The sequence below is a fragment of the Bacteroidales bacterium genome, assembly GCA_035647615.1.
Lineage (GTDB): Bacteria > Bacteroidota > Bacteroidia > Bacteroidales > 4484-276 > SABY01.
In genome coordinates, this window is sequence record DASRND010000007.1 from 108937 (window position 1) to 124749 (window position 15813).

General features: G+C 47.0%; 12 protein-coding genes and 1 tRNA gene. 9 read left to right on the plus strand and 4 right to left on the minus strand.

Annotation, left to right across the window (positions count from 1 at the left end):
• The 7 genes from VFC92_03375 (at position 1) to VFC92_03405 (ending at position 8320) form a co-directional block, all read left to right on the plus strand.
• Positions 1-1245 (plus strand): HlyD family secretion protein, encoded by a 1245-nt coding sequence (locus VFC92_03375; GenBank protein HZK07221.1) that lies wholly within the window; start codon positions 1-3, stop codon positions 1243-1245.
• Between the two features lie 4 nt (positions 1246-1249).
• Positions 1250-2593: an ABC transporter permease gene (locus VFC92_03380; GenBank protein HZK07222.1), complete on the plus strand. Its 1344-nt coding sequence runs from the start codon at positions 1250-1252 to the stop codon at positions 2591-2593.
• 348 nt (positions 2594-2941) lie between these two features.
• A complete protein-coding gene (locus VFC92_03385; GenBank protein ID HZK07223.1) occupies positions 2942-4423 on the plus strand; it encodes a TolC family protein in 1482 nt (493 codons plus the stop codon).
• A gap of 110 nt (positions 4424-4533) precedes the next feature.
• Positions 4534-5814: a serine hydroxymethyltransferase gene (gene glyA, locus VFC92_03390; protein HZK07224.1), complete on the plus strand. Its 1281-nt coding sequence runs from the start codon at positions 4534-4536 to the stop codon at positions 5812-5814.
• A gap of 176 nt (positions 5815-5990) precedes the next feature.
• Positions 5991-6947: a DUF3078 domain-containing protein gene (locus VFC92_03395; protein ID HZK07225.1), complete on the plus strand. Its 957-nt coding sequence runs from the start codon at positions 5991-5993 to the stop codon at positions 6945-6947.
• Positions 6948-6979: 32 nt separating this feature from the next.
• Positions 6980-7378: a large-conductance mechanosensitive channel protein MscL gene (mscL, locus tag VFC92_03400; protein ID HZK07226.1), complete on the plus strand. Its 399-nt coding sequence runs from the start codon at positions 6980-6982 to the stop codon at positions 7376-7378.
• A gap of 120 nt (positions 7379-7498) precedes the next feature.
• Positions 7499-8320, plus strand: a complete 822-nt coding sequence (locus VFC92_03405) for a mechanosensitive ion channel domain-containing protein (protein ID HZK07227.1) — start codon at positions 7499-7501, stop codon at positions 8318-8320.
• 77 nt (positions 8321-8397) lie between these two features.
• On the opposite strand, the gene VFC92_03410 is transcribed toward VFC92_03405, so the two are convergent.
• The 3 genes from VFC92_03410 to VFC92_03420 all read right to left on the minus strand — a co-directional run bounded on the left by VFC92_03410 (position 8398) and on the right by VFC92_03420 (position 10771).
• Positions 8398-9354 (minus strand): hypothetical protein, encoded by a 957-nt coding sequence (locus VFC92_03410; GenBank protein ID HZK07228.1) that lies wholly within the window; start codon positions 9352-9354, stop codon positions 8398-8400.
• A 242-nt stretch (positions 9355-9596) separates the two neighbouring features.
• Positions 9597-10277, minus strand: a complete 681-nt coding sequence (locus VFC92_03415; protein HZK07229.1) for a restriction endonuclease — start codon at positions 10275-10277, stop codon at positions 9597-9599.
• Positions 10277-10771, minus strand: coding sequence for a hypothetical protein (locus tag VFC92_03420; GenBank protein ID HZK07230.1), 495 nt, complete (start codon positions 10769-10771; stop codon positions 10277-10279). The genes VFC92_03415 and VFC92_03420 overlap by 1 nt, the downstream gene beginning before the upstream one ends.
• Positions 10772-11256: 485 nt before the next feature.
• Between VFC92_03420 and VFC92_03425 the strand changes: the two genes are divergently transcribed.
• A complete protein-coding gene (locus tag VFC92_03425; GenBank protein HZK07231.1) occupies positions 11257-12675 on the plus strand; it encodes a pyridoxal-dependent decarboxylase in 1419 nt (472 codons plus the stop codon).
• 216 nt (positions 12676-12891) lie between these two features.
• Here VFC92_03425 and VFC92_03430 read toward each other — a convergent pair whose 3' ends face one another.
• On the minus strand, positions 12892-15099 hold the full coding sequence (locus tag VFC92_03430; protein HZK07232.1) for an alpha/beta fold hydrolase: 2208 nt from the start codon (positions 15097-15099) through the stop codon (positions 12892-12894).
• Between the two features lie 105 nt (positions 15100-15204).
• Here VFC92_03430 and VFC92_03435 point away from each other — a divergent pair.
• Positions 15205-15279, plus strand: a tRNA-Val gene (locus VFC92_03435).
• The last annotated feature ends 534 nt before the right edge of the window (positions 15280-15813 follow it).

Below are 15813 nucleotides of genomic sequence, written 5' to 3' on the forward strand. Positions count from 1 at the left end.
ATGAAAAAGAAACTTCTTATCACCCTGGGTGTAGCCGTGCTGCTATTGGCGGCTACCTGGTATTTTGCGCGAACCAAAACTGCTGCAACAGATACGCTGAGTGTTCCTGTGCGGCAGGGACTTTTTGAGGTGGCGGTGGTAACCACCGGCGAGCTTGAAGCAAAGCAATCCGAGAACATCTATGGCCCCGAAAACCTGCGCAGCATCCAGATATGGGGTGAGATTAAGATTAATGAATTGATACCCGAAGGAACCGTGGTGGACTCGGGCGATTTTGTTGCTTCACTCGATCAAACTGAGGTGATAAGCAAGCTCAAAGACCTGGAGAATGAGCTTGATAAACTTGAGTCGCAATACACCAAGACGATGCTTGACACCTCGCTGAACATGCGCAGCGCACGCAACGAGCTGGTAAACCTGAAGTTTGCCATGGAAGAGGCGCAGATTGCTGTGGATCAGTCGCAGTTTGAGCCGCCGGCCACACAACGCCAGGCAGTGATCAACCGCGACAAGTCGCAGCGCACTTACGACCAGGCAGTAGAGAATTATGTATTAAAACAGGAAAAAGCACAGGCCGAAATGCAGGAGGTGTCTGCCACACTGGATCAGGCACATCGCAAAAAAGACCGCATGGTGGCGATTCTGAGTAGTTTTATGGTGTATGCTCCCAAGCCGGGAATGGTAATTTATCAACGCGACTGGCGCGGAAAAAAAACACAAACCGGTTCCTCCATCGACCCCTGGAACAATACCGTGGCGGTACTTCCCGATTTGAGCAAGATGATCTCCAAAACGTACGTCAATGAAATCGACATTTCTAAAGTGCAGAAAGGACAACCTGTGCGCATTACCATCGATGCTTTTCCCGAAAGGCAATACTCCGGCATCGTGGACGAGGTGGCCAATATCGGTCAGCAATTGCAGGGATCGGACGCCAAAGTGTTTGAGGTGGTCATCAACGTGAACCAATCCGACACCATCATGCGCCCCTCCATGACCACCAAAAACGAGATCATCACCGCCGCTTTCGACAATGTGCTGGCGCTCCCCATCGATGCCGTGCACAGCAACGACACGCTCACTTTTGTATTTATTAATAAAGGAAGTCATGTAGTTCGTAAAGAGATAAAAACCGCCGCCAGCAACGAAAACGAAATCATCATTACCGATGGCCTCGAAGCCAACGAGGAGGTGTTGCTGTCGATCCCTGAAAACCCCGACGACACCAGATTGATAACATTATAAATCATTGCCACCCCCGATCGTGAAACGCCACCTGCACAATCTCAACTCCGCCATAGAGGCAGTATTTGCCAACAAATTCCGCTCGATACTCACAGCATTGGGAATCATCTTTGGAGTGGCTGCTGTTATTGCTATGATGGCTATCGGCAACGGAGCGCAGCAGGAAATTCTGGATCAGATGAAGATGGTCGGCGTTAATAATATCGTAATTACGCCCATCCTGGAGAAAGATGAAGATGGCGATAAGACCAGCGGAGAAAGTGATAACGGCAGCGGAACGACCCGGAAGAAGTTTATCCCTGGCCTCACTTTGCAGGATGCCTACAGCCTCAGTCAGGTGATCCCCGACATCCGGCTGGTAAGCCCCGAAGTAATTTACAACGCTTTTGCAGTGACGGCAGGAACGCGCAGCCAGGTGAAATTTTCGGGCGTCACCCCCGCATTTTTCGAGGTTTTCAATCTGGATCTGATGCAGGGAGAAATGTTCAGCCATTATCAAATAGAAAACGGACAGCCGGTGTGCATCATCGGGCCGGAGGTGCGGGCAAAGTTTTTTAAAAAAGAAAGTCCCCTTGGCAAACGACTAAAATGCGGCGATGTGTGGCTGGAAGTAATCGGTGTGCTCAAGAGTCGCGAAGTTTCGCAAAGCGCCTCCAAAGAACTGGGCGTAAGTGAATTTAACAATTCGGTATTCGTACCTGTAAAAACCATCCTGATGCGCTACCGCGACAGGTCGTTGATAACCCAGGCCATGCTGATGAATGCCGGCAACGACCAGGCCACCACCAACCAAAACCGTAACCAGCTCGACAAAATCATCCTGCAGGTTACCGACAGCGAAAAAATGACCGTCACCGCCTCGGTGATAAAACGAATACTGAAACGCCGCCACGCCGGGGAAGAGAATTTTGAAATTAAGATTCCAGAGCTTCTGCTCCGGCAGGAACAGCGCACCAAAGACATTTTTAACATCGTGCTAGGTGCCATCGCCAGCATCTCGCTCATTGTGGGCGGCATCGGCATTATGAACATCATGCTGGCCTCGGTGATGGAACGCATCCGCGAGATCGGCGTGCGCATGGCCATGGGCGCACGCCGCACCGACATCATCTTCCAGTTTATCGCCGAGGCAACCCTCATCAGCATCACCGGCGGATTTATCGGAGTAATCCTGGGAGTTATTCTGGCCAAAGTCATCATGCAGCTCACCGGAATTTTGACCATCATTTCGATGCTTTCGATAGTGGTTTCCTTTGGCGTTTCTGCCACGGTGGGCATTGTATTCGGATTGATGCCTGCGCGCAAGGCTGCCCACCAGGATCCGGTGACGTCGCTGCGACACGATTAGTGAAGTCAGATGTGAATAGAATATTTTATAAATGAATATTGGTTTTAATAAAAAAATCACTGGTGTCCGGTTAAAAACAATAGATTCTTCGCTGCGCTCAGAATGACATCGGTTTGCGATGAATTTGGGGAGGGAGGGCTTAGTCGGCGGCTGCGCCGCCGACTAAGCCCTCCCAAGAACCCTAACAGCCTGTCATTCTGATCCGCCAACCGGCGGATCAGAATCTATTTATGGAAAATGATGTTTACCGGACAACAATGAAAATAAAAAAAGGAAATTCATTTTTACGAATATCAATAAATAAAAAATTAAAACATAAACCCATCGGGGAAATGGGCTAGCAGAGCAATGATAAAAAAAAGGAACATTCTTATTGTATTAATGGTGCTGGCGCTCCAGGCCGCATTGTCAGCACAGGTGGCTGAGCGCAGCTTCACGCTCGATCAGGTGATCGAAATCGCTCAGGAGCAGTCGCCCGACGCGCTGCTGGCCAAGAATCGGTTTTTGAAAGCCTTCTGGGAGCTGCGCACCTCCGAAGCGCGCCTGTTGCCACAATTGTCGCTTAATGCAACGGTTCCCAATTTCAACCGCAGCATTATAAAAGTGACGCAACCCGACGGCTCTGATGCTTTTCGCGAAATATCCCAAATGACAACGTCAGCAGCGCTGGGTATTTCTAAAAATGTAGGACTGACGGGCGGCAGCATTTTCATGCAATCGCGTTTGGAACGCATCGACTATCTGGCTGCCGACTCCTCGGCCTGGGCCAGCGACCCCTTGGTGATAGGCTATCAGCAAAATATTTTCACATTCAACCCTTACAAATGGTCGAAGCGAATCGACCCGATAAAATACCGCGAAGCCAAGCGGCAATATCTGGAAGAGGTGGAACAAATCGCCGTAACGGCCACCAACTATTTCTTTAACCTACTGGTAAGCCAGGTGCGTCAAAACATAGAAGAGCAAAAAGAAGCCAACTACGACACGCTTTACAAGATCGGCGTTGGCCGGTTTAATCTTGGGAAAATCCCTGAGAATGATCTCCTGCAACTTGAGCTGAGTTTGTTGCAGGCGCAGGCTGCTGTGGAGAGCAACCAGATAGAAACGGAGAACCGGATGTTTAAACTCAAATCGTATTTGCGGCTGCAGGACGACGCACCCATATCGCTGCAGTTGCCGGTAGAGGAGATTAAATTTTTTGATATCGCCGTGCAGGAGGCCACCCTGTTGGCGCAAACCAACAGCTCGACATCACTGGCTTTTGAACGACGCCTGCTTGAAGCTGACCGCGAGGTAAACCGCGCCCAGACTACCGACCGATTCAGTGCAGCACTTTTTGCCCAGTACGGCCTAACGCAAAGTGCCGAAAATTTTGAAGATGCATTCCGCTCACCACAGGACCAGCAGGTGGTTTCGCTTGGCTTGTCGATACCCATCGTTGACTGGGGTTTGGCCAAAGGACGCATCAAAATTGCACAGTCAGACAGAGAGATCGTGAACACATCCATCGAGCAGGAGCGCATCGACTTTGAACAAGATGTATATTTGAAGGTGCAGAATTTTATGATGCAGCAACGGCAGCTCGCCATTGCCGCCAAGGCCGACACAGTGGCACGCAAAGGTTTTGATATTGCCAAACAACGTTACCTGATCGGTAAAATCGACATCATCAATTTGCGCGATGCACAGTCGAGCAACGACAACGCCACCATCAGCTTTATCCGAAGCCTTCAGGATTACTGGATCAACTATTACCAACTGCGCAAGCTCACGCTCTTCGACTTTAAAGATAACAACGAAATCTCTATCGACTTCGAGAAGCTGCGGTAAACTTTTGCAAGCCAACCCATTCTATCCGCGTAAGCGAAAAGCAAGAAATTATCTTATTTTTGCACGCAGTAAAACATTAATAATTAACACACTAATAAAACACATTGAAGATGAAAAGAGATACCCGGGTTTTTGATATCATCCGTCAGGAGCGCGAGCGCCAGATTAAAGGCATCGAGCTGATCGCCAGCGAGAACTTTGTAAGCGATCAGGTGCTTGAAGCAATGGGATCGGTGATGACGAATAAATATGCCGAGGGCTATCCCGGCAAACGTTATTACGGCGGCTGCGAATTTGTAGATATGACCGAGCAACTGGCCATCGACCGCGCGAAAGAACTATTTGGAGCCGAATATGCCAACGTGCAACCGCACTCAGGTGCACAAGCCAACATGGCTGTTTTACTGACCATCCTCAAACCCGGCGACACCTTCATGGGTCTTGACCTGGCACATGGCGGCCACCTTTCGCATGGCTCACCCGTCAACTCATCGGGCATCCTATATAATCCGGTGTCGTATGGTGTGATTAAAGAAACCGGCCTGGTAGATTACGACCAGATGGAAAAAACTGCACTGGCCGAAAAACCCAAACTCATAATCGCCGGAGCATCTGCCTACTCACGCGACTGGGATTACAAACGTATGCGCCAGATTGCCGATCAGGTAGGCGCCTTGTTGATGGCTGATATTGCCCATCCGGCAGGTCTCATCGCCAAAGGCGTACTCAACGATCCAATGCCCCACTGCCACATCGTTACCACCACCACACACAAAACCCTGCGCGGCCCCCGTGGCGGCATGATTCTGATGGGACAGGACTTCGACAACCCATGGGGTCTGGCCACCAAAAAAGGTGAAATAAAACCCATGTCGATGCTGCTCAATTCCGCCGTATTCCCCGGCATACAAGGCGGCCCGCTGGAGCACGTGATTGCTTCCAAAGCAGTGGCTTACGGCGAAGCACTCACCGACGAATACATGCGCTACATCTTGCAGGTGAAAAAGAACGCGCACCTCATGTCGAAAGCTTTTGTAGAACGCGGCTACCACGTGATTTCCGAAGGTACCGACAACCACCTGATGCTCATAGACCTGCGCACCAAGTTTCCGGCAATTACCGGACGGCAGGTGGAAGATGTGCTGGGCAAAGCAGACATCACCGTTAACAAAAACATGGTGCCTTTCGACAGCCGCAGTCCTTTCCAGACTTCCGGTCTGCGCATCGGAACGCCGGCCATTACTACCCGCGGCCTCAAAGAGAAACACATGGAGCCAATCGTCGAGCTGATCGACCGCGTTATTTCCGACCACGAAAACGAGAAGACCATCAGCGACGTGAAAGCTGAGGTGAACAAGATGATGACACACTTCCCGCTGTTTGCTGACTAGAACTTTTTTTAAATTAATTAATAAAAAGCCGCTCCTGATAATCCGGGAGCGGCTTTTTTTGTTGTTAAAAATTACAAATTGTATCCTTCAAATTAAGCATTCTGAAGATTAATGGTTTATTTTGCACTTAAATTATTGATTTTCATTTTTTTTAACAAAACGAAATTTATAGATTTATGAAAAAAATCCTTCTCCTAATGGCGGTATTTGTGTCCGTCAGTTTATCGGCCCAAAACGTTGCTGACACTGCGCAGCGATGGAAAGTTACCGGTTTGACTAGTTTAACGCTCAACCAGGCAAGCTACACCAACTGGACTGCCGGTGGCGAAAACTCCGTTGCATTCTCGGCACTGGGAAAACTTTTCGCTGACTACACCAACGGCAATTTTTCTAACAACAACTCCTTGACGCTGAAATACGGCATACTCAAAAACGAAACCGACGAACATGCGCGCAAGAGCGAGGATCTCATCGAGCTGATCTCGCAGTTCAATCAGAAATTCTCGAAAAACTGGAGTGCTACCGGGCAAATCAATTTTAATACGCAGTTTGCCAATGGTTACAACTACCCCGACGACAGCACCGTGGTTTCAAATTTTATGTCGCCGGGTCATCTCACCATTGCTCCTGGTTTGCTTTACAAACCGGTAGAATATTTTAGCATCCTCATTTCACCTATCACGGCACGCGCCACATTTGTGTTGGATCAGGATCTGGCCGATGTTGGCGCCTATGGTGTAGATGCAGCCGAGTACGACAGCATCGGCGGTGTGCGCGTAAAGACCAAGGATGGCAAAAACGTAAAACTGAAAGCTGGTGCGTTTGTAGAATTTTATTTTAAAAAAGAGATCAAAACAGATCTTACGCTTGAATCGCGACTCAATCTTTTTTACAATTATCTGCAGGACAACAACATTCCCGACGACAAGCTACCACTCGACCTAAGCTGGCAAACATTTTTCAATTATAAACTTAACAAGTGGTTCTCGGCCAATTTGTTTGTACACGTGGCCTATATGCCCGGCGACGTGCTTATCGACCGCGGGGTGCTTAATGGTGATAAAAAACCTGTTCCCAACGAAAAACTCCAGGTACTCCAAACCTTCGGGCTGGGGTTCGCATATAATTTCTAGTCACATTACTAATTAATCCAAATACATTTATTATGAGTCTAATTAAAGAATTCAAAGATTTCGCCATGCGCGGCAACGTAGTTGACCTCGCTGTGGCAGTAGTAATTGGTGCTGCTTTTGGCAAAGTCATCACCTCCTTTGTAGCCGATGTGCTGATGCCCCCGATAGGATTGCTTCTGGGTGGAGCAGATTTTTCGGATTTGCATGTAATTCTCAAAGAGGCGCAGGGCGAGATAGCCGCGGTAACGCTTAATTATGGCGTCTTTGTGCAAACGATTGTTGATTTCCTCATCATCGCTGCCTCTATTTTTATGGTGATAAAAGCGATATCTTCAGCAAAGAAAAAAGAGGCTGCCGCACCAGAACTACCTCCAGTGCCTACCAAGGAAGAAGAGCTACTGGTGGAGATCAGAGATTTACTCAAAAAATAGAAGGTTAAGCCAACCTTAACTAAAGCTGTCCAAAAGTATGGGCAGCTTTTTTTTTAAAACCAGGAATTTTGTCTCTACATTTTGTATTCATTTATTTATAAATTTTAAAAAAACAGAAACATGAAAAATTTCGATTTTAACCTTTCGCACCTCTACCCCATGGCCATCTCATTTGGCCTAAAACTGCTTCTGGCTATTGTTACACTTCTCATAGGCCTTTGGGTGATTAAGGTTATTATGCGCATGCTCAGAAAAACTATGGAGCGTCGCGATGTGGACGTAACGCTACGCCAGTTTTTGCTCTCGGTGCTGGGCGTTGTTCTCAAAATTATGCTGGTCATCACTGTAATCACGATGGTAGGAATAGAGATGACTTCGTTTGTGGCTATTCTGGCGGCTGCCGGTCTGGCCGTAGGTATGGCGCTCTCTGGCACGCTTCAAAACTTTGCCGGCGGGGTTATCATCGTCCTCTTCAAACCTTTTAAAGTTGGTGACTTTATCACTGCACAAGGTTTTACAGGAACGGTGCGCGAAATTCAGATTTTTAATACCATCGTCAAAACTACTGATAACGTAACGGTGATAATTCCAAACGGGCCGCTCTCGACGAATCCCGTCACCAACTTCTCATTGGAAGCTCAGCGTCGTACCGAAATGGTGTTTGGCATTGGCTATGGCGACGACATCGACAAAGCCCGCGACATTATCAAGGCTTTGTTTGCTGCTGATGACCGCATCCTGAAGGATCCGGAGCCTTTCATCGCTGTGACTGAGCTTGCCGATAGTTCGGTAAACTTTACAGTGCGGCTTTGGGCAGAACCAGCAAACCTCTGGGGAATGCGCTTCGATTTTATCGAAAATGTAAAAAAAGCCTTCGACCGCGAGGGTATCTCTATCCCATTCCCACAATCGGATGTGCATCTGCATCAGATAAAAGAATAGGGACAACCCGTGATAAAAAAAATCCATCCCCCGCGAGGAGGATGGATTTTTTATTTATTAAAAACAGATACCCGCGCTTAGTCCTGCACTTTCACGTCGAAAGTGATGGTAGAAGCGTTGTATGGGTTGTGTTGTACATAGGTATCTGTAACTTTTATGATACCGTATTTACCGCCTTCGGTAAGGAAGCCGATGTAGTCACCGTTGTTTAAATCTTTGACTTGTGACAGGATGCCGATGTCGCCTACTGTCGTTGCAATAGCATCGTAGCTGAGGTTATCCCAATCAACAGTCGTCAGCTTTTTAAAGTACGTCTGATTTTTGTTGTCTGTGCTGTAGTCATAAGGGAAGGCAGGCATTTCTTGCCACATTTGCACTAAGTTTTGCTCGTTGGGCGACTGGAATTTCATTTCGGTATTATTAGCTGTACCTTTAAAAACGGAGTGGTGTGTAAATACCAGGTCGATTACCGCGGCAAACTCGTCGTTGTTAGCCTCATTGTAGGTATAACGCTCGTCGGCGTTTACATCGTAAAAACTTAGGTTGGTACCGGCCGAACCTACTCCATCAGCTTGCGCCTGAAGTTTTACGTCCTGGTAGTTGCTCATGCTGGTTGCCGGTGGAATAACTTTGAAATACCGGCTTTCGGTGGTGATCTTATTGAAGTTGGTCGTAGCAGATACGACAAATTTGCCAACAGTTCCCACGGGTAAAATTGGAGGAACAACCATATGTAGGTTGTAGCTAAAAGTGCTCGGACCAGGAATCATGGTGGTATCCCATACTGGCAACACGGTACCAGCGATTTCACTGGTGAATTCAATGAATTTCAGCTCGTCGAGAGTCGAAATGTTTATCTGGTATTTTACAGTGTCTCCGGGGCTGAGGAAAGCTGTGTCAGTGGCAGGCGTTACGGAAATGGTGGGTTCGATGTGCATGATGATGTCGTCATCGTCATCTTTGCTGCATGATCCTAAAAAAACACTGCCCGCTACGAGCAATGCCAAAGCATAGAAAATTCTTTTTTTAAACATAGTCATTCGTTTTAGTTAGTTTTAAAAAATTGTTGTTGTTAAATAATTAGACAAAGAACGGAATGTTTGGCAGGTTGTTTGACCTGGTTTGTTAAAAAATGTTGCGGAACGTAGCTTGGGAGCCTCTTTCAGGCGGTTTTGAAATGATTTGTCAGGTTTTTTATGGAAATGTGAAAAAGAGTACAGTAAGTTTTTTTGTGTTTTTCTAGCATTACGAAATTATTCGCCTCTGTGTCGTCACTTTACTTATCATATCTTAGTCCTGTTGGCCTTTCGGTTTGTTTGAAAAAAGGTACTTGCGATAAAATCAAAACTATACCAGATGAAGCGCGACCAGGATAATTCTGATTGATCTCGTCTCTTGTAATGTATCCGTCGGTCAAAAGTTTATTAACTGTCTGCTTAAAAATTTCAATCTTTATTGTCCCTTTATTCCCTCTGGATGTAAGCCTTTCAACTCCACTCCAATCTGCTTTTATAATTTTGTTTGCTTTGCCATTTTCTCGTGTAATTGTTGTGCCGGTCAAAGGAATAATGTACTTCTCCCAAATGCTTTCGAATGTTTTGTCGTTGGTTTTTGTTTCTGTCTTCGATGCTATCCGGGTTAAATTATCGATGAAGAGAATTTCGATTTTCAACTTGTCGGCAACTTCAATTGCATCAGAAAGCAATGCCCCGTCAGTTGCAATAATTGCTTTTGTACAGTCAAAATAGTCTTTAGCACCGTGAAGTTCCATCACCATTTGCCGGTTAATTTTCCTTGTCGTACTGCCATACATTTTAGCTTGAACAGCTAATTTTTCTTTTCCTTTTGTTGCAAAAACATCAATTCCATAGTCATTGCAGTAGGATGTTGTTTCGGCTTCGTAACCTTGTCTGCGAAAATATTCGCAAACCAATTCTTCATATTCTCTTGGGTTCATCAGTTGGTTAAATTTGCAAATGGTCGTTTTGAGTATTGCTCAACAAATTGTCTTATCAGTTCCGCTTCTACAGTTCTTGGATCGTCGTCAGGTAAAGGCTTCCAGCAGACCACAAGGTCATTAGAATTTCCTAATTGCCAGATAAGTCTTCCACCATAGTGTCCGATATTTTTTCCTTGTCCAAAGCCAAAATATTGTTGCAAACGCGATCGAAGTGTCGCCTTGCTCCCGGCTTTTCCAGCTTTACCAATATAAACAACGATTGTATCGTCAACCCAATGTTCTTTAAGTCCGGAAAGTGAAACGTTTGGATTTTTCCCCTTGAAGTGTCCTCCTGTTCCAACGGTCAAAAACTCAATTTTTTTTGTTTGATTGAGAATTAAATAAACTCCCATTATTTTCGGAATTGATGAACTGTCCGCAAACAATTCTTTCATTGTTTTAAAACCTAAAAATCCCGCTTTTTTAATCTGCTCAATATCTTTAAAGTCCATCACCATAATTTTGATTTTATCTGAACAGGCTTCCATTTATCGTAAGCCAAATTATTTTCGATGCTTATCATGCACCAAAGGTTAATTCTGTAAAGTGGCCAAAGCTAAAAAGAATTTTGGATGGGAATACATCTGGTGGCTTTTTTAGATCCATGATGAATAAAGAAGTTTGTGTGCACCTGAATGGCTATCCACGACATTGTCAGACCTTTGAAAAGAGAAAACGTAAGAAAGCTTTAATGCGATTTTGTAAGTCACACCGTGAATGATGCCAAGCCAACCTACAGATGTTCGGGCTAATTTTCCTGGTTCAGACAGCATTCACAGGGTGACTTCGAAGCAGGCTAGCATTACAACGTTGATGATCTATTAATTCGCGCCTATTCGCCCAATTGGAGGAAATTCGCAGACAGTTGTTTAGGCTGCGCACCGCCACCGCATTCATCAAAATTCCTACTTTTGACCATTCATAAAAAAACTTGAGCATGATTAATCTCCACGAATTCCGCACACACGGCCATCAGCTTATCGACTGGGTAGCCGATTATTTTGAAAATATCGAAAGTTACCCGGTGCAGTCGCAGGTAGCTCCCGGCGATATTTTGCAACAGCTTCCACCGTCAGCTCCTGCACATGGCGAGGATTTCGATCGTATTTTTGAGGATTTCCAAAAGATCATTCTACCGGGCATCACCCACTGGCAGCATCCCGGCTGGCACGGTTATTTTACAGCCAACAACAGCTATCCTTCAGTGCTGGCAGAATTGCTCACTTCGGCGCTGGGGGCGCAATGCATGAGCTGGAGCACCTCGCCGGCAGCTACCGAACTCGAGCAGCGCGTAATGGAATGGCTGCGGGATATGACCGGCCTGCCAAGGCACTTTTCTGGCGTAATTCAGGATACAGCATCTACCTCCACGCTGGTGTCGCTGCTTACCGCCCGTGAGGCAAAAACCAACTACGCCATCAACGCCGGCGGTTTTAAGAACCAACCTTCGTTTACGCTTTATTGCTCGGATCAGGCACATTCGTCGATAGAAAGAGCTGCAAAAATAGCTGGCTTTGGCCACGACAGTCTACGAAAAATTGCTGTCGATGAAAACTTTGCCATACTACCCAGCGCTTTAGAAAAAGCCATCATTAGCGACGTTGAAGCAGGATATACTCCGCTGGCAGTTATTGCAGCCATCGGCACCACCGGTTCCACGGCTGTTGATCCGGTGAGAGAAATAGGAACTATTTGCCGCAAGTACGATCTCTGGCTCCATGTGGATGCCGCCTGGGCCGGATCAGCCATGCTGCTGCCCGAACTGCGCCACATGATTGATGGCGTGGAGATGGCCGACAGTTATGTGTTCAATCCACACAAATGGATGTTTACCAACTTCGACGCCAGCGCCTATTTCGTCGCCGACAAGGCCGCCCTGATCCGCACTTTTGAAATCCTGCCCGAATATCTTAAAACCAAAGAAGGCGACACCGTGATCAACTACCGCGATTGGGGCATCCAACTGGGTCGCCGCTTCCGGGCGCTCAAACTCTGGTTCGTCATCCGCAGCTATGGGGTGGATGCGCTGCGGCAAACCATTGGCAACCACATCCGTTGGGCAGCGGAGTTTAAACAATGGGTGGATGAGGACGTACAATGGGAATCGGTGGCGCCGGCGCCACTGGCAACGGTTTGTTTCAGATACAATCCTAACCAGAGCAGTGATGAAGCAGCATTGACCCAACTCAACCAACGGCTTCTCGAAACAGTAAACCGTGGTGGGAAGATTTTTATATCCCACACTACCCTCGGCACAAAATATACGCTACGCATGGTGGTCGGACAAACGCACACGCAGCAGCATCACGTGGCAGCAGCCTGGGAGGTGATAAAAGCGGCAGCAGGAGGTTTGTAGTAAAATTTAATACCTAAACCCCAAGTAGAGTTGGGTTTTAATTTCTTCCTTCAAACATGCTCGCAAATTTTAAGGCGAAAAACTTTTATATCCCCTGTCTTTTACTTCAGAATTCGATATTCGATATTCTTTTTTAAACAGAAATCTGCATTTCAAAAACCCCTGTGATAACGTATGGTCTGAAGAAATTCCCCACAGGTCTTTTTGCATTATCCCCTACTCCAGATGCCCCATCAGGAAACTCGTGATCTTTTTGTAAAGATGCATGCGCGTGTTTTTTCCGGTGTAGATGCCGTGGTTGGAGTTGGGATAAAACATCAAATCAAAATCCTTGTCGGCGGCCACCAGTGCCGTTATCAGGTCGATGCTGTTTTGCGGATGCACGTTGTCGTCGGACATTCCGTGGATGAGCAGGAAATCGCCCTGCAGTTTCTCCACGTGATTGATGGGCGAGTTGTCGTCGTAACCTTCGGGGTTTTCCTGTGGCGTGCGCATAAACCGTTCGGTGTAAATATTATCATAATAACGCCAATTGGTAACGGGCGCCACGGCCACACCCACATCAAACACGCCGGCACCTTTGGTCAATAGCAGTGTCGACATAAACCCGCCGTAGCTCCAGCCAAACACAGCAATGCGGTTGCTGTCGATGTAGGGCAACTGTCCCAGATAGCGGGCAGCTTCAATCTGATCGATGGTTTCGTATTTTCCCAACTGCCGGTAGGTCATCTTTTTGAAAGCCTCGCCACGGGCGCCCGTTCCGCGATTGTCCACCGACACCACCATGATGCCGTGCTTCGCCAGATATTGGTTGTAAAGTTCGCCGCCGCGGTAGTTGTTGGTAACGGTTTGCGATCCCGGCCCACCATAAATATCAAAGAGAACCGGATATTGCCGGGTGCTGTCGAAGTCGAAAGGCAAAATTTTCCATGCGTTGAGTGTAACGCCTTCGGGCGTGGTGATGGTAAAAAAGGTACGCGGCTGCAAGTTGTATTTGGCACGGGTAGCCAGCAGCTCCTGGTTGTCTTCGAGGATGCGGATGGTCTCTCCGTTTTTGCCTTTATTAACCGAATACACCGGCGGTGTGTTAGCGTCCGACCAGGTTTGGATAAAATATTTGTTGTCGGCGCTAAAGCGGGCGCTGTTGGTGCCTTTGCGAGGGGTGAGCAATGTCTTGTTTTTTCCATTAAAGCTTACGCTAAAAACCTGCCGATCCATCGGCGTGGGGATCGCAGCCTGATAAAAGACCTTTTCATTTTTCTCGTCCACAGCTATCAGCTCGGTCACGTCGAAGTCGCCGCTGGTGATCGCTTTCATTTCTTGTTTTTTAATATCAAAAAGATAAATATGGTTGAAGCCGCTGCGTTCGCTGGTGATGATAAACCGGCTGCCATCGCCAAGAAACGAAATATTGTCATAGTTGCTGTCGTCGATATAAAACTCGTTGTCCTCGCTGTAAACAGTTCGTGTGGCGCCACCGGCAAGATTGGCATAAAGCACGTCGAGATGGTTTTGCAGCCGGTTGACGCGTAAAACAGCCAGCACCTGCGGGTCGGGCGTAAAGAAGATGCGCGGGATGTACTGGTCAGTTTCCTCACCCACATCCACCGGCATAATCTTGCCTGTATTAACATCGTAAACCTGAACCGTTACCAGGGAATTGTCTTCGCCGGCTTTGGGATATTTGTATTCGTCCCTTTCGGGATACAACTCGCCGTAAGTGGTAAGCTGCCATTGTTTTACGTTGGATTCGTCGAAACGCATAAACGCCAGATAACGGCTGTCGGGCGACCAGTCGAAACCCTTCACCACAGCAAACTCCTCTTCGTACACCCAGTCGGTGGTACCATTGATGATACTGCCCGGCTTTCCATCACGAGTTATCTGATGCTCCTCGTTGGTGGTCAGATCTTTTATAAAAAGATTGTTGTCGCGCACAAAAGCTACTTTTTCTCCATCGGGCGAAAACGTGGCCAGTTGTTGTTTTCCGTTTCCGGAAAGGGGTTTTAGGTTTTTGGTTTTCAAATCAAAAATATAATAATCCGAGCGCGAAGAGCGGCGGTAGATAGGCTCGGTGTTGGTGCCGAAAAGGATTTTGGTTTCGTCGTCGCTGAATTCATAATTGTACAACGCAATGGGCTGCGTTTCTCCTTCGGGGGTCAGCTGATCGGAGGTAACGATCACGTCGGTGAGGAGGCCGGTTTGGTAGCTGTAGGCGTTTATCGAATCGCGCTTGATCTGGGTGTAGCGCTCTCCTCCGTTCATCGGGCGGATGCCGCGCACCGACTTTGGAGCAAAAGTGCGGGTGTTAAAGATCAGGTCGAGGCTCAGTGTGTCGGCGGCTTGCTGCGCCATTGCCGTAAGGCCTAAAAACATAGCGGTAATCGCGAAAAGCACAATTCGGAAATTCTTATTCATCATCATTATTTTTAGTTGATTAATACACGATACAAATTGTAAACGGCCAAAATTAAAAATTCTCCGCGTAAGAACAGGGTTTTTATTATTTTTGCCGCAACATTGCAAAACGGGACGTTAGCTCAGTTGGTTTAGAGCGCTTGCTTGACAGGCAAGAGGTCACTGGTTCGATTCCAGTACGCCCCACAATGAAGGACAGGGAGTTAGAGTAAAATCTGACTCCCTGTTTTCTTTTGAGTTTAAACATAGTTTAAACAGATGCCTGGTGGCCTCTTTGGAGTGGCGAGAAAACTAACAGTACACCTGAGAATTACTTATTGTCCTCTAGAAATTACCCCTTTCCAGGTGCCTTTTAAATAGGGAATTACATAAGGTAATCATCATCAGGCGGCAAGGCTTAGTTTATTTCGGTTTGTTTATTCTGCTTGACAAACTGGACCGTCCCGCCCTGAATTGTAAATGCAGCTGCACCGCTAACTTTTCAAGGGATGTGACCGATCTTTACAAATTGTACCCAAAAAAATACTTCTTGAAACGATTTTTAGACAGAAAATGGGCGAGTTACTGTTCAAAAAGGGCGACTTTCGTATGAAAAAAGTCATTTCATTTAATCTACCTCGCTGGAAATCTGCATTTTAACCTTTGTCAAACTTTTTCAAAGTTTGCCTTCGGAGAATAACTAACGACCCGCCCTGCTTCGTAAGTGAAATTGCACTTACC

Excerpts from the sequence above, each read along its gene's own strand:
- VFC92_03375 (HZK07221.1), top strand. The coding sequence starts at position 1 with ATGAAAAAGAAACTTCTTATCACCCTGGGTGTAGCCGTGCTGCTATTG.
- VFC92_03385 (HZK07223.1), top strand. The coding sequence starts at position 2,942 with ATGATAAAAAAAAGGAACATTCTTATTGTATTAATGGTGCTGGCGCTC.
- glyA (HZK07224.1), top strand. The coding sequence starts at position 4,534 with ATGAAAAGAGATACCCGGGTTTTTGATATCATCCGTCAGGAGCGCGAG.
- VFC92_03395 (HZK07225.1), top strand. The coding sequence starts at position 5,991 with ATGAAAAAAATCCTTCTCCTAATGGCGGTATTTGTGTCCGTCAGTTTA.
- mscL (HZK07226.1), top strand. The coding sequence starts at position 6,980 with ATGAGTCTAATTAAAGAATTCAAAGATTTCGCCATGCGCGGCAACGTA.
- VFC92_03405 (HZK07227.1), top strand. The coding sequence starts at position 7,499 with ATGAAAAATTTCGATTTTAACCTTTCGCACCTCTACCCCATGGCCATC.
- VFC92_03410 (HZK07228.1), bottom strand. The coding sequence starts at position 9,354 with ATGTTTAAAAAAAGAATTTTCTATGCTTTGGCATTGCTCGTAGCGGGC.
- VFC92_03415 (HZK07229.1), bottom strand. The coding sequence starts at position 10,277 with ATGAACCCAAGAGAATATGAAGAATTGGTTTGCGAATATTTTCGCAGA.
- VFC92_03420 (HZK07230.1), bottom strand. The coding sequence starts at position 10,771 with ATGGACTTTAAAGATATTGAGCAGATTAAAAAAGCGGGATTTTTAGGT.
- VFC92_03425 (HZK07231.1), top strand. The coding sequence starts at position 11,257 with ATGATTAATCTCCACGAATTCCGCACACACGGCCATCAGCTTATCGAC.
- VFC92_03430 (HZK07232.1), bottom strand. The coding sequence starts at position 15,099 with ATGATGATGAATAAGAATTTCCGAATTGTGCTTTTCGCGATTACCGCT.